Origin of the sequence: Lacrimispora sphenoides JCM 1415 (assembly GCF_900105615.1) — a bacterium.
GTDB classification, from domain to species: Bacteria; Bacillota; Clostridia; order Lachnospirales; family Lachnospiraceae; genus Lacrimispora; species Lacrimispora sphenoides.
In genome coordinates, this window is record NZ_LT630003.1 from 4,773,317 (window position 1) to 4,793,143 (window position 19,827).

Genomic DNA, 19,827 nt, shown 5'->3' on the forward strand with positions numbered 1-19,827 from the left:
TAAAAACAAATTAAGGGGTGCAGCTCATATGGAAATACGGGGTAAACAGGAAAGACAGAATTCAATTGCTCTTAGCAAAAGGCTGGCAATAGGATTCGGTATAGTGAACGTCATAACAATTTTAATATCTTTGATAAGCCTTTTCACCATTTACAGATTACATTCTATAAACAATATGTCAACAGGATTTTTTGCGCTTTCTTCGGCCGCAATATTTTTGCTTACCATTTTATCTGCTGTTTCAAGCTTCATAATATGCAGAGTCTTAAACAAAAGCATTGTGCGCCCTCTTAAAATTCTCAACAATATTGCACGGCAGCTGTCTGTGGGAGATGCAAGCGCAAACGTGCGGGTCCTCACAAAGGATGAAGTGGGAGAATTGATGGAATCCTTCAAGGCGATGGTGGAAAACACCAGGAGACAGGCTCATACAGCCGAAGCAATAGCCCGCGGAGATCTGACTGTGGATGTAAAAGTTAATTCGGAAAAGGATGTCCTCGGCATTGCATTAAGCAGTATCGTAGAGAAAAACAATCACATTCTGTCTCAAATATGCAATACGTCGGGACAGGTTTTAAGTGGGGCCGGCCAAATATCGGAAGCAAGCATACGTCTGTCAGAAGGGGCAGGCCATCAGGCAGGATCCCTTCAGGAGCTGGCTGCTGCTGTAACGGAGGTAAAAAACCGGATCGGCTTAAGTACAGATCATGCGGCCATGGCCATGACCTGTGCAAATGAGGTCAGACATGGAGCCGTGGATGGCAACAGGCACATGGAGGATATGCTGAAAGCCATGGATGAGATCAACCTGTCCTCATCAAATATCTCAAAGGTAATTAAGGCGATCGAGGACATCGCCTTCCAGACAAACTTACTGTCATTAAACGCTTCGGTAGAGGCCGCAAGGGCGGGCCAGTACGGAAAAGGTTTTGCGGTTGTGGCGGATGAGGTGCGTAGTCTTGCGGCCCGTTCGGCAAAAGCCGCAAAGGAAACCGCAGACATGATAGAAAGTTCTATACAGAGAGCAGAGCATGGCATGAAGATCGCAAAGACCACTGCAGACGCTTTTAACAGAATTGTGGGTGGGATAGAGCAGGTCGCCGAATTGGCGGAAAAAATTGCCGGTGCATCGTCGGAGCAAGCTTCCGGTATCGCCCGCATAAACGATGAAATCAGCCAGGTATCCAATGCAGTGCAGGTAAATTCGGCAGCGTCTGAGGAAAGTACTGCTGCAACGGCTGAGCTGTACAAGCAGGCGGAAGCGCTGAAGGTAATGGTGCAGACCTTCAAGCTGAAAACACCCTGTTAAAGAGAACTGCCCACTAACTCTGACATTAGCTACATAGAAAAGGGGTGTTGTTCAACCGCATGCGATTGAACAACACCCCTTTTTATTTATCCGGTTGGCCTACAGAAGAACGATGTTATGTTTTCTGCATTCTTCCCGCATTTCCTTTGGCCAGATGCTGGCCTGAACTTCTCCCACATGAGCCCTGTCCAGAAGAAGCATGCAAAGACGGGATTGTCCGATTCCGCCTCCGATGGTATAGGGCAGTTCTCCGTTTAACAGCATTTTATGGTAAGGCAGGTTTTTCCTGTCTTCGCATCCAGCCTTTTCCAACTGGTTTGCCAGGGATTCTTCATCCACCCGTATGCCCATGCTGGAGATTTCCAGGGCGCAGTTTAAATTCTCAAACCAGAACAGAATGTCCCCGTTTAACTGCCAGTCATCATAGTCAGGTGCTCTTCCGTCATGGGGCTTTCCGCTCCCAAGCTTGTCCCCGATCTTCATGAGAAAGACGCAGCCGTATTCCTTTGTGATTAAGTTTTCCCGTTCCTTTGGGGTTTTGTCCGGATAACGGTCCTCCAGCTCCTGGGATGTGATAAAGGTGATATCCTCTGGCAGATGCTTTACGGCATGGGGGTATTTGTACCAGACCTCATGCTGCATGTGCTTGATGATCTTAAAGATGGTTCGGACGGTTTCCTTTAAGGTTTCCTCATTCCGCTCCTCTTTGGTAATAACCTTTTCCCAGTCCCATTGGTCTACATAACAGGAGTGGAGGTTGTCTAAGTCCTCGTCTCTACGGATGGCGTTCATGTTGGTATAAAGGCCTTCGCCGGGCAGAAAGCCATATTCATGAAGGGCCATGCGCTTCCATTTGGCAAGGGAGTGAACAACTTCTACGGTTTCGTCCGGAATGCCGGCGATATCAAACCGTACCGGGCGCTCCACGCCGCTTAAATCATCGTTTAATCCGCTGCTGCGCTCTACAAATAGGGGGGCTGAGATTCGTTCCAGAGTCATTTCCTTACCAAGCTCTTTTTGAAACGTATCTCTAATGTATTTAATGGCCTCCTGGGTCTCCCGTACAGAGAGTTTGGGGTCATAGTTTTCCGGTATGATGATTTCCATGTGGTATTCCTCCCAAATAAAATGTTTTTATTATGGTATCATTAATATGAAAATCGTGCAACCATTGTTTTATCCTGAGTAACAGGAAGGAAAGCTTTTGGCAGGCAGCAAAAAAGTTGCATGGAAACTGGGCCTGTGATATGATTAATGGAAGTTATTAAAAGAAAAGAGCAGAGTAATATGAAGACAGAACGAATTATAATAGAAGATAAAGAACAGCCGGAGGAAGAACTGTTAAAGAAGCCTGCGGAAATATTAAGAAACGGCGGTCTGGTGGCGTTTCCAACGGAAACCGTATACGGTCTTGGAGCCAATGCCTTAAACGAAGAGGCAGCGGGGAAAATTTATGCGGCAAAGGGCAGGCCCTCGGATAACCCGCTGATCGCCCATATAGCAGATTTTGATGATCTGCCTCCCCTGGTAACTGTCATACCCGAAGCAGGAAGACGGCTGATGGAAGCGTTTTGGCCGGGTCCTTTGACCCTTATTTTCCCGAAAAGCGATCTGGTTCCCTATGGGACTACCGGAGGACTTGATACGGTGGCAGTGCGCATGCCTGCCGATCCGGTAGCCAATGCTCTCATTCGTTTGGCCGGGGTGCCGGTGGCAGCGCCAAGTGCCAATACCTCCGGACGGCCAAGTCCCACTACTGCTGATCATGTATGGCAGGATATGAATGGAAAGATTGATATGATCGTAGACGGAGGGGCCGTAGGAATCGGAGTGGAATCCACGATCATCGATGTATCAGGGGACGAGCCGGTGATTTTAAGGCCGGGTGCCATAACACAGGAAATGGCTTTTTCTGTTCTTGGACAAGAGGTCCCTCTTGACCCTGCCATTGTTTCAGGGCCGATGAAAGCGGATGTGAGGCCAAAGGCCCCTGGTATGAAATATAAGCATTATGCGCCAAAAGCAGACTTAACTCTGGTAGAGGGCGAAACAGAGAATGTAATACGGACTATAAAACGGCTGGCAGAAGAAAAGCTTTCCAAAGGGTTTCGTGTGGGGATCATCTGTACCGAAGAAACGAAAGAGAGATATCCTGATGGAATGGTAAGAAGCATGGGATTACGTGCCAGGGAGGAGACCATTGCCCATAACCTTTACGGAGTACTGAGGGAATTTGATGATCTGGACGCGGATTTTATTTTTTCTGAAAGCTTCTCCAGAGATCATTTGGGACAGGCTATTATGAACCGGTTGACCAAGGCGGCAGGATACCATATTTTAAATGCAGGCTGTAAAGAAGACTGTGTTCATGATTAAGGAGAAAAGCGGATTGCGGATATCCGCTTTTCCAATTCAAAGGAGGAAATACCCTTAGGGTATCCCTGTACACCCGATGAAGCGGGGTGGGCCCTGCCCATAAAGCATGGGCAAGAAGGAGGATAAGAAATGGCGGGAAAAAGAGAAGATTATATTACATGGGATGAATATTTTATGGGAGTAGCGGCTCTTTCCGCAAGGCGATCCAAGGATCCCAGCACCCAGGTGGGAGCCTGCATCGTAAGCCAGGATAATAAGATTTTATCCATGGGTTACAATGGGTTTCCCATGGGCTGCTCGGATGATGAATTTCCGTGGGACAAGGAAGATGAGCAGGCAGATCCTTACAATGCCAAATATTTCTATTCCACCCACAGTGAATTAAATGCTATCCTTAACTACAGAGGGGGCAGCTTAGAAGGCAGCAAGCTTTATGTTACTCTGTTCCCCTGCAACGAATGTGCGAAGGCCATCATACAGGCCGGAATTAAAACCATTGTTTACGGTTCGGACAAGTATGACGGTACTCCTGCAGTCAATGCTTCCAAGCGGATGCTCAATGCAGCAGGGGTCCGGTATTACCAGTATCAGCCGACTGGAAGAAAGATAGAGATCGAGGTTTGAGATGAAATTTTTGCTGGTGGCGCTCAACGCCAAATATATCCATTCCAATCCCGCTGTTTACAGCTTAAAGGCCTATGCGAAAGCCCATGTAAGAGAACCGGAACTGGAGGATGGAAGGTTTCAGATTGAAACTTTAGAATACACCATTAACAATCAGCCCGATGAAATCTTAAAGGATATTTTCTTAAGGAAACCGGATGCCATTGGGTTTTCCTGTTACATCTGGAACTTTTCCTATGTATTAGAGCTGATCCGGGACCTTCCGAAAGTTCTCCCTCATGTGGAGATCTGGCTGGGAGGTCCCGAGGTGTCTTATGACGCCCCTGAAATCCTTTGCCGGGAGCAATCCGTTTATGGGGTCATGATGGGGGAAGGAGAGGAAACCTTTTCTGAAGTGGTGCGATGCTATCTGGAGCGGTTCAGGGGAAACCTTAATGGCAGGAATTCTTCTTTTCAGGCGATAGACGGTACCGCCGTAAGAGATGAGGAAGGAAATGTTACAATGAATCCGCGAAGGACAGCGGTGGACATGAACTCTATTCCCTTCTTCTATAAAGATCTAAAGAATTTTGAGAACCGTATCATTTACTATGAAAGCAGCCGCGGCTGTCCTTTTTCCTGCAGTTATTGCCTCTCTTCCCTGGATAAGTCCGTGAGGCTTCGCGATAGTACCCTGGTTATAAAGGAGCTTAATGTGTTCCTTGAAAACCGGGTTCCCCAGGTGAAATTTGTGGACAGGACCTTTAACTGCAGCAGAAAGCATACCATGGAGATCTGGCGCCATATCATAGAACATGATAACGGGGTGACTAATTTTCATTTCGAGATATCCGCGGATCTTTTAAACGAGGAGGAACTTGAGCTTATGTCCCGTATGAGGCCGGGACTGATCCAGCTTGAGATCGGAGTCCAGAGCACCAACCAGTCAACCATTAAGGAAATCCGCAGGACCATGGATTTGAAGCGATTAAAGAAAAGGGTTGACAAAATCAACAGCTTTGGAAATATCCATCAGCATCTTGACCTGATCGCCGGACTTCCGGGAGAAGATTACCAAAGCTTTCGTAATTCCTTTAATGAGGTATATGAGATGAAGCCGGAACAGCTTCAGCTTGGATTTTTAAAGGTGTTAAAAGGTTCCTATCTGTGGGAGAAGGCGGGGGAATACGGGGTTCAGTTTAAGGAGAAGGCACCCTACGAGGTGCTTTCAACCAAATGGATCGACTACGGCGGGATTCTGAAGCTGAAGGCTTTGGAGGAAATGCTGGAGGTCTACGGAAACAGCGGACAGTTCCGGACGACCTTAGATGAACTTCTTAAAGAGTTTGAAACGCCTTTTGATATGTTTGAGACCCTGGCTGAATATTATGATAAGCAGGGGTACTTAAAAATCAGCCATAACCGAATGGCCCGGTATGAGATCCTGGAAGGATTCCTATACAGCCTGGTACCGGAAAAACGTTCCCTGTACCGGGATCTTCTGGTGTATGATCTTTACCTGAGGGAAAATTTAAAGAGCCGGCCTGTTTTTGCGGCAGACCAGGAACCATTTAAGGACCAGGTAAGGGCATTTTTTGAGGCAGAGGCAGCAGGTTTCCGGTATTTGAAGGAAGGTTATGATGGTTATGAGGCCAGACAGCTCATTAAGATGGCTCATGTGGAGGTATTCCGGGACGGAAGGGCAGTTCTTTTTGATTATAAAAAACGGGATGCCCTGTCTCATAATGCAGCTGCTTATGAAATCGGTGTATGGAGGAAATAATGGCAAAGAGAGAGACAAAAGCAGAACGTCAGGCCAGGGTATTAAAAGTGCTTGAGGCCCTTGACAGGGAATATGGAACTTCATATGTATGCTATTTAAACCACGAAAATCCATGGCAGCTTTTAATAGCGGTCATTTTAAGCGCACAGTGCACCGATGCCAGGGTAAACATGGTGACACCGGACTTGTTCAGGAAGTATGATTCACCAGAGAAATTTGCACAGGCAGATTTAAAGGAATTGGAGAAAGATATCCATTCTCTAGGATTTTATCATATGAAAGCGAAGAACATCATATCCTGCTGTCAGGACCTGGTGGAAAAATTCGGAGGTGAGGTTCCCCGGACAATGGAGGAACTGACCTCTCTTGCAGGAGTGGGTCGTAAAACAGCCAATGTTATCCGGGGAAACATTTACCATGAGCCAAGCATTGTAGTAGATACTCACGTAAAGCGGATCTCCAGAAAGCTGGGCTTTGCAAAGGAAGAGGATCCGGAGAAAATAGAGTATGAGCTGATGAAGGTACTTCCAAAAGAGCACTGGATCTTATGGAATATTCAGATCATTACCCTTGGCAGATCCATTTGTATTGCAAGAAATCCGAAGTGCAGCCAGTGCTTTTTGAAAAAGCTTTGTCCCAGCGCCGGACTGGAACCAAGTCAGAAGAGGGAGGATTAATGTGGTATTATCCTATATTGCCGTAGATTTGGAAACCACCGGTCTTGACCCAAAGCAGGATAAGATCATTGAAATCGGAGCGGTGAAGGTTATAGAGGGGCAGGTTACAGAGAACTACGAAACCTTTGTTAATCCTTACAGGAAGCTGGAGCCTAAGGTAGGTATGCTCACCGGCATTACCAACCGCCAGTTAGAGGCTTCCCGGGGAATTGGAGAGGTGATTGGCGGTTTTTTGGATTTTGCAGGAGATTTACCGATACTGGGACATCACGTAATATTTGATTACAGTTTTTTAAAGCGTGCGGCAATCAATGAGGGCTATGAATTTGAGCGTCAGGGAATCGACACCCTAAAGCTTGCACGAAGATTTATGCCCCCTGATGAGAAGAAAAATTTAACAGCAGCCTGCGTATATTTTGGGATCGTTCAAACCTTAAGCCACCGGGCGCTTGCAGATGCAATGGCAGCCCAAAAGCTTTATCAGGAATTGGCAGATCGGTATGAGAAGGAATCGCCGGAAGCCTTTGGCCCTCAGGCTTTGATTTATAAGGTGAAAAAAGAGCAGCCGGCCTCAAAAAGGCAAAAAGAACACTTGCAGGATTTATTAAAATATCATAAAATAGTTTTATCTGTGCAAACAGAATATTTGTCCAGAAATGAAATATCAAGAATCACGGATAAAATCATAGCACAGTATGGAAGAATATAAGAGAGGTGATACGATATGATTAACTTCAATAATAAAAACAACAGAAAATTTTTATCAGTAGTTTTGATCCTAGTAGTTATTTTACTGATTGCTGCTATGGTGCTTCCTATGATGCTTCAGTTTCTATAAGCGACCCAGGAGGTGTATTGGCAGCGTACAGGCACAGCAGAGTATGAGGAATGATTATGAAAAAGAAAACTTTGTCCATGAGCCTGGCAGCAATCGTAATTGCAGCGGGAATTGGATTTCTTTCTCCCGCATATGCCATGGCTGATACTCTTCCGGATGGAATATATGTGGGAGAATATAATCTGGGGGGTATGACAGAAGAAGAAGCCAGTCAAAAGATACAGAGCCTGGTAAATGAAATGGAAAACCAAAAGATAACATTGATCGTTGACGGACAGCCGGTGGAAACCATAGCAAAAGATCTTGGCTTCCATTGGAGCAATCCGGAGGCTGTGTCCCAGGCCGCATCTTCCTGGCAGGGAGGCAACCTGATCAAACGGTATCTGAATAAGAAGGATATTGAACAAAACCATGTGATCATCCCTCTGGAAACAGCCCTTGATGATGGAAGTGTGGCGTCATTTGTGGCAGAAAAGTGTGCACAGGGAGTAATGGAGCCAAAGAATGCGACCATTGTCCGTGACAAGGGAGTATTTGTCGTGACTCCATCTGCCATTGGAAAAACCGTTGATGTGGCGGCTACAAAGCAGGCTTTAGATGCTGCTCTTGCCAATGGACTTAAGGAGCCGGTAACAGCCACCGCAGTGGTTGTAGAGGTAAAGCCTGCAATTACCACGGATGATTTGATAACCATAAAGGATGTGCTTGGAACCTTTTCCACCAGCTTCTCTTCCAGTGGTGCTTCCAGATCCAAGAATCTGCAGGTGGGCGCAGGTAAGATCAACGGCCACGTGCTGATGCCGGGGGAAACTCTGTCTGGCTATGAGTGCATGCATCCCTTTACCGTAGAAAACGGCTATGCAACGGCATCAGCCTATGAGAATGGCCAGGTAGTAGACAGCATTGGCGGAGGCGTCTGCCAGATTGCTACCACCATTTACAATGCCGTGCTCAGGGCAGAACTGGAAGTTGCCCAGAGGCAGAACCACTCCATGATAGTTGGTTATGTAAAACCCTCTGAAGATGCAGCCATAGCCGGTACGTATAAGGACATTAAATTTACCAACAATTACAGCACGCCCATTTTTGTTGAGGGCTATACTTCCGGAAAGACCCTTACCTTTACCATCTATGGGAAAGAAACCAGACCTGCAAACAGGACCTTTGATTTTGTTTCTGAGACCTTGAGTGTAACGGATCCGGGTGCGCCAAAGGAGATCGTGGATCCAACCATGCCTCCTGGAAGCAGAAGCCAAGTCCAGTCTGCACATAAGGGGATGAAGTCCAGGCTGTGGAAGGTTGTATATGTAGATGGTGTTGAGCAGAGCCGGGAGATCCTTCATACGGATACCTATAATCCATCAAAGGCTATTATAAAGGTCGGGCCGGCCGCTCCTGCGGTTGCTGTACCGGCTGAAACTCCTGGAATTCCCGTAGAAACACCGCCGGTTGTGACCCCGGAGGACACAGTACCTGCAGATACCGGGAACGCAGTACAGGAAGGACCCCAGATACCGGAAGATGCCTCGTTAGAGGCAGGACCGTAAGCGCTGGCAGGTAAGCATATGAGACGGATCGAAAGGGAGAATACCGGAACCGTAAGGCCCGGGCAGGATCTTGTTATTGCAGGATATGCCGGGCTGTCCGGAACGGTGGAAACCGTAAAAAATAAACAGGAAGAATTATATCAATGGTTTTCCAGAGACTATGTAGAACGGATATTGGAATCCGGGAACATGGAACTGGAAGGAGATTTGGAAAAGTGGAAGGAATTCGGTGCATCTGAATGTGAACCGGCAGGTGAGGGCGGAGTTTTAAAGGCTCTTTGGGATTTATCCGGCGCTTATATGACGGGGATCCGTTTTTCCCTTCTCAGGATTCCGGTGAAACAGGAAACCATCGAAATTTGTGAGCGGTACGATTTAAACCCGTACCGCCTTTTCTCGGCAGGCTGCCTGCTTTTTTCGGCTGATAACGGAGGAGATCTGGTACAAGCTTTAAAAGAGCAGGGAATCCATGCAGCTGTGATCGGGAAAGTAACCGGAGGTATCAAACGGATCATTGACCACGGGGAAAGCGTCGGCTATCTTGACCGGCCCACAGAGGATGAACTTTATAAGGTTTTATGTCCAAAAAGCGTGGACAAATAATAAGGAACGCCCTGCGGGCATACCTCTATGTCCAAAGAGCGTGGACAAATAAAAGGAAATCAGGAGGCAGGATATGAGAGAAAAAATATTGGCAATAATTGAAAAAAACAGCAGGATCGATTTAAAGGATCTGGCGATTCTTTTAGGGGAAAATGAGGCCGCCATTGCCAATGAAATCGCTGAAATGGAAAAAGAGCATATCATATGCGGCTACCACACCCTGATTAACTGGGATAATACCAGCGATGAAAAAGTTATGGCTCTGATTGAGGTTAAGGTCACTCCCCAGAGAGGTATGGGTTTTGACAAGATCGCGGAGCGCATTTATCAGTACAGCGAGGTAAATGCCGTTTATCTCATGTCCGGTGCTTTTGACTTTACGGTTTTTATAGAAGGGAAGACTATGAGGCAGGTAGCACAATTTGTATCGGAGAAGCTGTCTCCCATGGAATCGGTGCTAAGCACGGCGACTCATTTTGTCTTAAAGAAATATAAAGACCATGGAACCGTTCTTGCTGAAGGGACAACCGATGAAAGGATGTTGATTACGCCGTGAGAAATCCATTATCAGATCGGATCGTAGAGATCCAGCCTTCGGGAATCCGTAAATTTTTTGATATAGTAAGTGAAATGAAGGATGCAATTTCCCTTGGAGTAGGGGAACCTGATTTTGACACGCCCTGGCATATCCGGGAGGAGGGGATTTATTCCCTGGAAAAAGGCCGTACGTTTTATACCTCCAATGCAGGTCTGAAAGAATTAAAGCTGGAGATATGCAGTTATTTAAGCCGGCGCTTCGCGGTTACATATGATCCTGACCACGAAGTAATGGTGACGGTAGGCGGAAGTGAGGCCATTGATATTGCCCTCCGCGCCATGTTAAATCCCGGGGATGAAGTTTTAATCCCTCAGCCCAGCTACGTTTCCTATGTTCCCTGCACCATTCTGGCAAATGGCGTTCCGGTCATCATTGACCTGGAAGCAAAGGACCAGTTTAAGCTGACAAGTGAAAAGCTGCTGGAGAAGATCACCTCAAAGACCAAGGTATTGGTTCTTCCATTCCCCAATAACCCTACGGGAGCGGTTATGAAGGCGGAGGAGCTGGAGGAGATCGCTAAAATTGTTATAGAGAAGGATCTGTTTGTGATTTCGGATGAGATTTATGCGGAACTTACCTACGGAAGCGACCATACTACCATTGCTGCATTTCCCGGAATGAAGGACCGGACCGTACTCATTAACGGCTTTTCAAAATCCTATGCCATGACCGGCTGGCGCCTTGGCTATGCTGCGGCTCCGAGAGTGATACTGGAGCAGATGTTAAAGATCCATCAGTTTGCCATTATGTGTGCGCCGACCACCAGCCAGTATGCAGCAGTGGCAGCCCTGCGTGACGGAGACAAGGACGTTCAGGTGATGAGGGAATCCTATGACCAGAGGCGCCGTTATCTGATCCACGCATTTAAAGAAATGGGAATGGAGTGTTTTGAACCTCACGGTGCATTTTATACCTTCCCATCTGTCAAACGGTTTGGAATGACATCTGATGAGTTTGCTACCAGGCTCCTTCGGGAAGAAAAGGTAGCGGTAGTACCAGGTACGGCTTTTGGAGATTGTGGAGAAGGATATCTTCGTATTTCCTATGCATACTCTCTGAAGAATCTTAAGGAAGCCTTAGGCCGTATGGACCGATTTGTCAAGAAGCTGGATGGAAAGGCGTAAGAGGAATGAATATTGTATTATTGGAACCAGAGATGCCGGCCAACACCGGAAATATCGGCCGGACCTGTGTGGCTACGGGAACGAAGCTGCATCTGATTGAGCCTCTGGGATTTAAACTGAATGATAAACTGATTAAACGGGCCGGTCTGGATTACTGGGACAAGCTTGATGTAACGGTATACAGCGATTATCAGGATTTTCTGAACCGGAACCCAGCAAAGATCTACATGGCCACCACAAAGGGACTTCATGTCTATTCTGATGTAGAGTATGAACCGGACTGCTTTCTCATGTTTGGAAAGGAAAGTGCCGGGATTCCGGAAGAGATCCTTTTGGAGAATCAGGAACAGTGTATCAGAATCCCTATGTGGGGTGATATCAGGTCTTTAAATTTATCCAACTCTGTATCGATTGTGCTTTATGAGGCGTTGAGACAGAATGGATTCGAACGCATGACCATGACGGGTGAGCTTCATCATCTTCAGTGGAAGGAATAATAAACACCGGTACAGAATTTTCCGCGTTTGCCTGGAAAAAACTGTACCGGTGTTTTTTACTTATCTAATGCTGATCAGGATTATTGAACATGCTATGGAGCTCCGGCCTTAGGCAGGCTGAAGATGAACTCCGATCCGACCCCTTCCGTGCTGACCACATCAATATTTTCTCCGTGGGACTGGATGATCTCCCTGACAATGGCAAGACCAAGTCCGGTGCCCTTCTTATCTTTTCCTCTGGATAAGTCCGATTTATAGAACCGATCCCAGATCTTTTTTAAACTTTCCTTTGGAATGCCGATTCCCGTATCTTTAATGGATACAAAGATTTTCTCATACTTTACTGAAGCCTGGATGCAGATGGTGGAATCTGCATGGCTGAATTTTATGGCGTTATCTATCAGATTATAGAGTACCTGCTGTATCTTCCCAAGGTCCGCATAAACCATCTGAATGCTTTCAGAAAAGGTTAGATCAAAGGTGATGTTTTTATCACTGCATGTTCCTTCAAAAGAAGCTGCCGTATCCTTGATGACCCGGTTGATGTCAAAGCTGGCGCGGTTTAAATATCCCTTGCAGTCCAGAGAATTAAGGGTCAGCATTCCCTGGGTCAGCTTGTTTAACCGTTCTGTTTCTGAAATAACCCTGTTTAAATATTTCTCATGCATCTCCGGCGGTATGGTTCCGTCAAGGATGGCTTCCAGATAACCCTTAATGGAGGTTAATGGAGAGCGGAAGTCATGGGAAACGTTGGCGATAAAGGTTTTCTGATATTCCTCCATCTTCCCCAATTCAGCGGACATATAGTTAAGCGTAGCGGCCAGATAGCCCATTTCATCCCTTGTATTTACCTCAATATGGTGGGCTAAGTTCCCCTGGGCGTATTCGTTTGCTCCTGCCGTGATTTTTTTTAGAGGAAAATAAACATTCCTGGTAAAAACCAGGAGGATAATCAGGGAGAGGCCAAACACTACCGCTGATGTGACATAAACGATGTTTAAGATCCCGTCCCTCTCCATTTTCAAAGAGGATAGCGGAAGGTGGATCACCACATAGCCATACGTGTTATAGTTCCCTGTAATGGGCGCATGGACGCTTAAGACATCATAGGAGAATTGATGATAGTAATCGCCGATGGTGTAGGACTTGTTGCCCATTGAGGTGGGGTCAAAGTTTTCGATGACCTGTCCCTGCTTGTCTGACTGTGCACTATCGGATACCACCTTACCCTGCCGGTCAACAATCCAAATCTGTGCATGAAGATAATTGCCTTCTTTCACCAGCTCCGGATAGGAGGAGGTCAGCTTCATGTCCTTGCCTTGGTACATGCCGCTGTAGGAGGAAGCGATCTGATTGGCTTCGCCATACAAGGCTTCGGAACGGCGGCCAAGAAGATATTGGTCTGTGATTTCAGAAGAAAAGGTAGCAATGGTAACAAATCCGAGGAGGCCGAACAGCAGATAGCCCAGGACGAATTTATAATAGAGAGAATGTGTCATCTAGTGTTTCACCTCAAAATCAAAGCACTCCATATGGAGGCCGTATTTATGCATATCAGAGAGGTACAATTTTATTATCTGGCTGTTATTTGACTGCTTCATAATACTACTCCATCTTATTAATTTTTGCATCCAGGAAATAGAAATGATTGATATCACCTAGACGTAATTAAATTTAGTATACATCTTTTCAGTAATTAAGTCACTTCTTATTTTCTCCATATATGATTTTTGTAATCGGTTTCATATATAAGATTGCAGTTGATTAATTTTTCGGCTAATCGTCCATACTATTACAGAGGTGATTAACATGAAGAAGAACAAGGAATATCAGGAATATCAGGATTACCAGGATTATCAGGATTATGAAGAAGACGTGGCGGAGGAAGTAAATACTTTCAACAACCACTGGGGAACAGGGCATTTTCTGGGACCGAACACACTGAGATATAAAGAAAACAGAGATGTTTACGAGGAAAAGGACAGCGAATAGCTGTCCTTTTCTTTTATAACTTTTAAAATTATTTCAAGAAAGTGGCGGCCAAAACCATCTCTTTTTGGATTGTGATGGTCAGTGGGCGAATAACCACCTTATCTCTTTACTTCGAATTTATAGCCGATTCCCCAAACCGTAGTCAGGGCCCAGCCTGCATGATCCTTGATTTTTTCACGGAGCCGTTTGATATGGACATCTACGGTTCTGGTATCACCGATGTATTCATATCCCCAGATGTGGTCCAAAAGCTGCTCTCTTGTAAACACCTGGTTTGGTGAGGCTGCAAGGAAATAAAGAAGCTCCAGTTCCTTGGGCGGCATCTCGATGGAATGCCCCATATAGATAACAGAATAATTCGTCAGATTGACAATGAGGTCCGGATATTCCACATAATCGCCCTGATGATCCGTGTGAAGAGCGGCAGGAACAGGGTTCGTCTGGTAACGTCTTAATACGGCCTTTACACGTGCCACCAGTTCCTTGGAATCAAAAGGTTTGATCATATAGTCGTCGGCGCCCAGTTCCAGGCCCAGAACCTTGTCAAAGACCTCTCCCTTGGCGGACAGCATGATGATGGGGACCTGGGAGGAGGAACGCATCTCCCGGCAGACCTGGTAGCCGTCCATACCGGGAAGCATCAGGTCTAAAAGCACAAGGTGGGGACGGAACTCAGGAAATACCCGGAGTGCCTCCTCTCCGTCGCCTACGATTTCTGTTTCATAGCATTCTTTTAACAAATAGAGGGAAATTAATTCCGCGATGTTGCTGTCATCGTCTACAATCAATATCCGCTGTTTTTCTGCCATAATGGCCCCCTTTCTCAAATGATTCACGCAAAGACAGCGAGCCAGGAGAATATGCCCGCATATCCATTTGGCGGCTGCAACGAAGTGTTTTACTTAAATGAAACAATGGTTACGCCGGAATCCCCTTCGCCAAAGGCGCCAAGCCGGAATTCCTTCACATACTTTAACTTCTTTAAGTGCTTGTGCACCGCATTTTTTAAGGCTCCCGTTCCACGGCCATGTACCACACGCACCTGGGGAAGGTGGGCCAGATAGGCATCATCCAAGTATTTGTCCAGCTGGGGAATGGCTTCATCCGTTGTCATCCCGATCAGGTTAATCTCCGGAGAGATGGTAAAGGATTTGGACATACGTGTAGAACTGCTTCCGCTTCCTGATTTTCGGGAACCGCCAGAGGCGGGAGTGGAAACAGACTCCTCGTGGAGAAGCTCTAAGTCCGAAAGGTTGACCAAAGAACGGAGAATTCCCATCTGTACATACAGATCGCCTTTTGCATTGGGAAGAGAGTTTACAGTCCCGTTTAAGTTCATGCTTAAGACCTTTACACCGTCTCCCAGCTTCAGCTTTTTGGGATCGATCTTCTTTCCTGGCTGCTTTTTCTCGTTTTTCAGGGAGAGGGAAGAATCCACATCCTGAAGCTTGCTTCTTAACTTGCTCCGCTGTTCTTCCAGCTCCTTACTTACGCCGGAGTCTGCGGCCAGCTTGTTAATGTTCCGTATGGTCTGGTCTGCCGTATCCTTGGCATCCCGGAGGATCTTCTGTGCTTCCTCTTTGGCTGCCCGTATCATCTGATCCCGGCGTTCATCAAGCCGTTCTTCCTTCTGGGTCAGACGGGCTTTTAGCTGTTCTACCTCCTGCTTATAGGAGGCGATCTGGATCCGTTCCTTTTCAATGGTAACGCGGTTTTGTTCCAGATGGGTCAAAAGGTCTTCGAAGGTTTCATCCTTTGCCTCAAGGTTGGTTTTCGCATCTTCAATGATATAATCCGGAAGTCCCAGCTTTTTTGAAATGGCAAAGGCGTTACTCTTACCAGGCACGCCGATTAAAAGGCGGTAGGTGGGTCTTAGGGTCTCTACATTAAACTCGCAGCAGGCATTTTCCACGCCTGGGGTTGTGAGTGCGAATACCTTTAGCTCACTGTAATGGGTGGTGGCCATGGTGCGGCATTTCATATTATGGAGAAATGACAGGATGGAGATGGCGAGGGCCGCTCCTTCCGTTGGATCGGTTCCAGCTCCAAGCTCATCAAACAGGCAGAGAGAATTGCTGTCTGCCTGGCCCAGGATCTGGACAATGTTGGTCATATGGGCGGAAAAAGTACTTAAGCTCTGCTCAATGCTCTGTTCATCTCCGATATCTGCAAACACTTCATCAAACACTGCCAGCTGGGAACCGTCAAATGCCGGTATATGAAGGCCGGACTGTCCCATGAGGGTAAATAAGCCCACTGTCTTTAAGGAAACTGTTTTTCCTCCGGTATTTGGTCCGGTTACAATTAACAGATCAAAGTCCCGGCCCAGATGGATGCTGATGGGAACCACCTTGGCTGGGTCAAGCAGGGGATGGCGTCCATCCTTAATGTTTATGATCCTCTTTGTATTAAATTCCGGTTGGCTTGCATTGTAATGTTTGGATAAGGCTGCTTTTGCAAAAATAAAATCCAGCTTGGTCAGAATCTCAAAATTTGTTTCCAGCTCCTCAAGATAGGGAGCCAGCTGGTTGCTTAAATCGGCCAGGATCATTTCGATTTCTTTCTGTTCCTGGATTTCCAGGGCCCTTAAATCATTATTAAGCTTCACGATAGCCATTGGTTCGATAAAAAGTGTGGAACCTGTGGAGGACTGGTCGTGAACCATGCCTGACACCTGGGATTTATGCTCGGATTTCACCGGGAGACAGTATCGTCCATCCCTCATGGTGATCACCGCATCCTGTAGATAAGTCCGGTTGGAGTTTAATATAGAATTTAACTGGGTATGGATCTTATCATTAATAGAACGCATGGAGCGCCTTACATGATGAAGTCCCGGGCTGGCGTCATCGCTGACCTCCTCTTCGGAGAGGATGCAGCGTTTGATTTCCGTGTTGACCGGGGTTAATGGTTCCAGCATACGGAAGAATTCTTCCAGTGAGTCATCCGGCAGCTCAGAGTCCTCATGGCGTCCGTAGGCTTTCGCCCGGGCTGAGGCGGTTAGAAGGGAACTGATGGAAAGAATCTCCACAATTCCCAGAGCGCTTCCAACGTCCAGACGTTTTATGGATGGCCGGATGTCTTTTACGCCTCCAAAAGAGATGCCGCCTTTCTGGCGCACTCTGGTGGCGGCATCGGTCGTCTCGCACTGGGATCTCACGATCTCCTGGTAGTCCGTTGATGGTACCAGATTCCGGCACAGCGCCTTGCCTGAATCGCTGGAAGCGTATTCTGCAAGCTGTGCGATGATTTTATGATATTCTAAAGTTTTTAATGCTTTCTGATTCATATATTATTCCTTGTTTATTCTGCTTTCTCTGCATTGTGGTCCGGTGATGATGGTATCTGTTACAGTATAGCATATATGGGACAAAAACTGCAATCCTCAGGTTGTTTTTCCTCCTATGGAGATAATTATAATGTTTCTTGATTTCTGGAAATTATTCCTAAGGTTTCCGGATGGAGTCTCTGTTTATGTAGGTTTTTCTTGCATTAAAGGGAGAACAACCTTATAATAGTATTTAGGTCTTCTGCGAAGGAGGGTTAGTATGCCGGAAAATAACGGGCCAGATGATAGAAAGACGGAGCCTCGTCAGTTTATCAATGAAAAGATAGTGAGACAGCCCATGTCAAAAAGGGATATGTTAAAAAGGGCCTTGGGCCTTTTTACAACTGCGGTTATTTTCGGAATTATTGCAGCTGTTACATTTACCGTATCCCGACCTGTAGCTGAGCGATTTTTTGCTAAGGGGTCCACCAGTGAAAGTGTTCCTGTGACCATACCAAAGGATGATCCTGAAACTGTGCCTTCCGAGGCTGAGACCGGATCTGTAGCTGAGACAGAACCGATTGAGGATATTTTAAAATCTGCTATGGAGAAATATCCATTTTCAGTGGATGATTTAAATACTCTTTATGGAAGCCTAAGGACTCTTGTTCAAAAAGCGGACAAGGGAATCGTAACGGTCCATTCAGTGAAAACACAGACAGACTGGTTTAATAACCCTGTGGAAAACTCCAGCCTTTTTTCCGGAGTGGTTATTGCTTCTGCAAATCAGGAGCTCCTGGTGCTGACACCGGATGGAGCAGTGGAGGATGCGGAGGCGATTCGTGTGGCATTTTCAGACGGAACGGAAGTCCAGGGAACCATTAAGCAGACCGATAAGCTTTCCGGAATGGCCATCGTAAGCGTTTCCACGGCCGATCTTGGAAGGGCTTTGTTAGAGGAGATTAAGGCTATCGAGCTGGGAAATTCCTATTCTGTGAAGCAGGGTGATCTGGTTTTGGCCATTGGCGGCCCTGCCGGCATGGTCCATTCCACTGGATACGGATTTATATCGTATATAACGAAAAATGTACAAATTACCGATGGCATGACACGCATCCTGTATTCCGATGTGAAGGGAAATGCCGGAACTGGCACGTTCCTTATGAACACGTCGGGGCAGATCATCGGCTGGGTAACGGATGAACATAAGAATGACAGCAATAAGGATATGACAGCGGCTATGGCCATATCCGATTATAAGAGCATTTTGGGAAAAATGAGCAATGGGGCGGCATTCCCATACTTTGGGATCAAAGGACAGGAAGTAAGTGCTGTCATGAATAGCAACGGTATGCCTCTTGGGGTATATGTGGTTGATGTGAATGCAGACAGCCCTGCCTATAATGCCGGGATCCAGTGCGGCGATATCATAAGGTCCATGGGAAAGGAAACCATTGTTACCATGAAGGACTTTCAGTCAGTGCTTGAAAACTCCAATCCAGGAGATGTGATTCCTGTGAGTGTTTCCCGCTATGGAAGGGAAGAATATAAAGAGATACAGTATCAGGTAACCATTGGAGCCAGGTAATTGTCCTGGCTTCCGTGTTGCCTGGGGTTAAGAATGTGGAGGAAAACAATGAAGTATGTAGAAACATTCCGTGAGGGAATTCATGTATCAGATGTGTATTTATGCAAAAATAAGCAGATTGCCCTTACGAAGTCAGGAAAAGAATATGGAAACCTGATTCTTCAGGATAAGACCGGAACAGTAGATGCCAAGATCTGGGACTTAGGCTCTCCGGGAATCGGGAACTTTGAAACTCTGGATTATGTATACATAGATGCAGATGTGACCGTTTTCCAGAATTCCAACCAGTTGAATATCAAGCGGATCCGGAAAGCGGATGAGGGAGAATTTGTTCCGGGTGATTATCTTCCGGTTTCCTCTAAAAATATCGGACTTATGTACGAGGAGTTTCTGGGCTTTATCCGGACAATTAAGAATCCTCATTTAAGAAAGCTCTCGGAAAGCTTTTTTGTGGAAGATGCCGCTTTTGCCAAGGCATTTCAGTTCCACTCTGCGGCAAAAAGTGTTCACCACGGCTTTGTGGGAGGACTTTTGGAGCATACCTTAAGTGTTGTGAAGCTGTGTGATTATTACGCCGGCTACTATCCGTACATTAACCGGGATTTGCTTTTAACCGCAGCCATGTTTCATGACATTGGAAAAACCAGGGAACTTTCCACATTCCCGGAAAACGACTATACCGATGACGGGCAGCTTTTGGGCCACATCATCATTGGAACGGAAATGGTGGGAGAGAGAATCCGGTCGATGGAAGGCTTTCCGGAAAAGACGGCTTCCGAACTGAAGCACTGCATTCTGGCCCATCACGGGGAGCTGGAATATGGTTCTCCAAAGAAACCGGCTTTAATCGAGGCGCTGGCGTTAAATTTTGCAGATAATACGGATGCCAAGATGGAGACAATGATCGAGGTGTTAAAGGGTGCAGGAGATAATAACGGATGGCTGGGATATAACCGGTTGATGGAAAGCAATTTACGGAAGACATCCGAATAATATGGGAAAGGCGCATCAGTGATTTTGGAAA

18 protein-coding genes are annotated in these 19,827 nt (G+C 46.5%); 14 read left to right on the forward strand and 4 right to left on the reverse strand.

Annotation, left to right across the window (positions count from 1 at the left end; translation table 11 throughout):
* Window positions 1–175 precede the first annotated feature (175 nt).
* Entirely contained in the window at window positions 176–1,309 is a 1,134-nt protein-coding gene (locus BMX69_RS21565; protein WP_166433220.1) for a methyl-accepting chemotaxis protein, read from the forward strand.
* 99 nt (window positions 1,310–1,408) lie between these two features.
* Here the strand turns inward: BMX69_RS21565 and asnA are convergent, their stop codons facing one another.
* Entirely contained in the window at window positions 1,409–2,416 is a 1,008-nt protein-coding gene (gene asnA / locus BMX69_RS21570; RefSeq protein ID WP_100043486.1) for an aspartate--ammonia ligase, read from the reverse strand.
* A gap of 180 nt (window positions 2,417–2,596) precedes the next feature.
* Here asnA and BMX69_RS21575 point away from each other — a divergent pair, with 180 nt between their 5' ends.
* The 10 genes from BMX69_RS21575 to BMX69_RS21625 all read left to right on the forward strand — a co-directional run bounded on the left by BMX69_RS21575 (window position 2,597) and on the right by BMX69_RS21625 (window position 11,955).
* Window positions 2,597–3,685 carry an L-threonylcarbamoyladenylate synthase gene (locus BMX69_RS21575; RefSeq protein ID WP_100043487.1) on the forward strand — a complete coding sequence of 363 codons (1,089 nt, stop codon included), beginning with the start codon at window positions 2,597–2,599 and terminating at the stop codon, window positions 3,683–3,685.
* Window positions 3,686–3,814: 129 nt separating this feature from the next.
* Complete coding sequence (locus BMX69_RS21580) at window positions 3,815–4,309, forward strand: deoxycytidylate deaminase (RefSeq protein WP_054791666.1); 495 nt, start codon at window positions 3,815–3,817, stop codon at window positions 4,307–4,309.
* Window position 4,310: 1 nt separating this feature from the next.
* The gene (locus tag BMX69_RS21585; RefSeq protein WP_054791665.1) at window positions 4,311–6,071 is read left to right on the forward strand and encodes a B12-binding domain-containing radical SAM protein; all 1,761 of its coding nucleotides are present in this window, start codon (window positions 4,311–4,313) and stop codon (window positions 6,069–6,071) included.
* Window positions 6,071–6,748, forward strand: coding sequence for an endonuclease III (gene nth / locus BMX69_RS21590; protein WP_054791664.1), 678 nt, complete (start codon window positions 6,071–6,073; stop codon window positions 6,746–6,748). Before BMX69_RS21585 ends, nth begins: the two co-directional genes overlap by 1 nt.
* 1 nt (window position 6,749) lies before the next feature.
* Entirely contained in the window at window positions 6,750–7,457 is a 708-nt protein-coding gene (locus tag BMX69_RS21595; protein ID WP_100043488.1) for a 3'-5' exonuclease, read from the forward strand.
* A 185-nt stretch (window positions 7,458–7,642) separates the two neighbouring features.
* A complete protein-coding gene (locus BMX69_RS21605) occupies window positions 7,643–9,133 on the forward strand; it encodes a VanW family protein (RefSeq protein WP_054791683.1) in 1,491 nt (496 codons plus the stop codon).
* A gap of 18 nt (window positions 9,134–9,151) precedes the next feature.
* Window positions 9,152–9,736 (forward strand): AIR synthase-related protein, encoded by a 585-nt coding sequence (locus BMX69_RS21610; RefSeq protein ID WP_100043489.1) that lies wholly within the window; start codon window positions 9,152–9,154, stop codon window positions 9,734–9,736.
* A 73-nt stretch (window positions 9,737–9,809) separates the two neighbouring features.
* A complete protein-coding gene (locus tag BMX69_RS21615) occupies window positions 9,810–10,292 on the forward strand; it encodes an Lrp/AsnC family transcriptional regulator (protein WP_025231079.1) in 483 nt (160 codons plus the stop codon).
* The gene (locus tag BMX69_RS21620) at window positions 10,289–11,458 is read left to right on the forward strand and encodes an aminotransferase class I/II-fold pyridoxal phosphate-dependent enzyme (protein WP_100043490.1); all 1,170 of its coding nucleotides are present in this window, start codon (window positions 10,289–10,291) and stop codon (window positions 11,456–11,458) included. The genes BMX69_RS21615 and BMX69_RS21620 overlap by 4 nt, the downstream gene beginning before the upstream one ends.
* A gap of 5 nt (window positions 11,459–11,463) precedes the next feature.
* The gene (locus BMX69_RS21625) at window positions 11,464–11,955 is read left to right on the forward strand and encodes a tRNA (cytidine(34)-2'-O)-methyltransferase (RefSeq protein ID WP_054791663.1); all 492 of its coding nucleotides are present in this window, start codon (window positions 11,464–11,466) and stop codon (window positions 11,953–11,955) included.
* A gap of 92 nt (window positions 11,956–12,047) precedes the next feature.
* On the opposite strand, the gene BMX69_RS21630 is transcribed toward BMX69_RS21625, so the two are convergent.
* Window positions 12,048–13,454 carry a sensor histidine kinase gene (locus tag BMX69_RS21630; protein WP_100043491.1) on the reverse strand — a complete coding sequence of 469 codons (1,407 nt, stop codon included), beginning with the start codon at window positions 13,452–13,454 and terminating at the stop codon, window positions 12,048–12,050.
* Window positions 13,455–13,764: 310 nt separating this feature from the next.
* Between BMX69_RS21630 and BMX69_RS21635 the strand changes: the two genes are divergently transcribed.
* Window positions 13,765–13,947: a hypothetical protein gene (locus tag BMX69_RS21635; RefSeq protein ID WP_054791662.1), complete on the forward strand. Its 183-nt coding sequence runs from the start codon at window positions 13,765–13,767 to the stop codon at window positions 13,945–13,947.
* A 98-nt stretch (window positions 13,948–14,045) separates the two neighbouring features.
* Here BMX69_RS21635 and BMX69_RS21640 read toward each other — a convergent pair whose 3' ends face one another.
* Window positions 14,046–14,756 (reverse strand): response regulator transcription factor, encoded by a 711-nt coding sequence (locus BMX69_RS21640; RefSeq protein WP_100043492.1) that lies wholly within the window; start codon window positions 14,754–14,756, stop codon window positions 14,046–14,048.
* Window positions 14,757–14,845: 89 nt separating this feature from the next.
* Entirely contained in the window at window positions 14,846–17,236 is a 2,391-nt protein-coding gene (locus BMX69_RS21645; RefSeq protein ID WP_100043493.1) for an endonuclease MutS2, read from the reverse strand.
* A 259-nt stretch (window positions 17,237–17,495) separates the two neighbouring features.
* On the opposite strand from BMX69_RS21645, the gene BMX69_RS21650 reads away from it, so the two are divergent.
* Window positions 17,496–18,803 (forward strand): S1C family serine protease, encoded by a 1,308-nt coding sequence (locus BMX69_RS21650; RefSeq protein ID WP_100043494.1) that lies wholly within the window; start codon window positions 17,496–17,498, stop codon window positions 18,801–18,803.
* Window positions 18,804–18,851: 48 nt separating this feature from the next.
* Window positions 18,852–19,796, forward strand: a complete 945-nt coding sequence (locus tag BMX69_RS21655; RefSeq protein ID WP_054791661.1) for a 3'-5' exoribonuclease YhaM family protein — start codon at window positions 18,852–18,854, stop codon at window positions 19,794–19,796.
* Window positions 19,797–19,827 lie beyond the last annotated feature (31 nt).

Bases quoted from the DNA above. Each gene is read 5' to 3' on its own strand.
- BMX69_RS21565 (WP_166433220.1), top strand. From the start codon at position 176: ATGTCAACAGGATTTTTTGCGCTTTCTTCGGCCGCAATATTTTTGCTT.
- asnA (WP_100043486.1), bottom strand. From the start codon at position 2,416: ATGGAAATCATCATACCGGAAAACTATGACCCCAAACTCTCTGTACGG.
- BMX69_RS21575 (WP_100043487.1), top strand. From the start codon at position 2,597: ATGAAGACAGAACGAATTATAATAGAAGATAAAGAACAGCCGGAGGAA.
- BMX69_RS21580 (WP_054791666.1), top strand. From the start codon at position 3,815: ATGGCGGGAAAAAGAGAAGATTATATTACATGGGATGAATATTTTATG.
- BMX69_RS21585 (WP_054791665.1), top strand. From the start codon at position 4,311: ATGAAATTTTTGCTGGTGGCGCTCAACGCCAAATATATCCATTCCAAT.
- nth (WP_054791664.1), top strand. From the start codon at position 6,071: ATGGCAAAGAGAGAGACAAAAGCAGAACGTCAGGCCAGGGTATTAAAA.
- BMX69_RS21605 (WP_054791683.1), top strand. From the start codon at position 7,643: ATGAAAAAGAAAACTTTGTCCATGAGCCTGGCAGCAATCGTAATTGCA.
- BMX69_RS21610 (WP_100043489.1), top strand. From the start codon at position 9,152: ATGAGACGGATCGAAAGGGAGAATACCGGAACCGTAAGGCCCGGGCAG.
- BMX69_RS21615 (WP_025231079.1), top strand. From the start codon at position 9,810: ATGAGAGAAAAAATATTGGCAATAATTGAAAAAAACAGCAGGATCGAT.
- BMX69_RS21625 (WP_054791663.1), top strand. From the start codon at position 11,464: ATGAATATTGTATTATTGGAACCAGAGATGCCGGCCAACACCGGAAAT.
- BMX69_RS21630 (WP_100043491.1), bottom strand. From the start codon at position 13,454: ATGACACATTCTCTCTATTATAAATTCGTCCTGGGCTATCTGCTGTTC.
- BMX69_RS21635 (WP_054791662.1), top strand. From the start codon at position 13,765: ATGAAGAAGAACAAGGAATATCAGGAATATCAGGATTACCAGGATTAT.
- BMX69_RS21640 (WP_100043492.1), bottom strand. From the start codon at position 14,756: ATGGCAGAAAAACAGCGGATATTGATTGTAGACGATGACAGCAACATC.
- BMX69_RS21645 (WP_100043493.1), bottom strand. From the start codon at position 17,236: ATGAATCAGAAAGCATTAAAAACTTTAGAATATCATAAAATCATCGCA.
- BMX69_RS21650 (WP_100043494.1), top strand. From the start codon at position 17,496: ATGCCGGAAAATAACGGGCCAGATGATAGAAAGACGGAGCCTCGTCAG.
- BMX69_RS21655 (WP_054791661.1), top strand. From the start codon at position 18,852: ATGAAGTATGTAGAAACATTCCGTGAGGGAATTCATGTATCAGATGTG.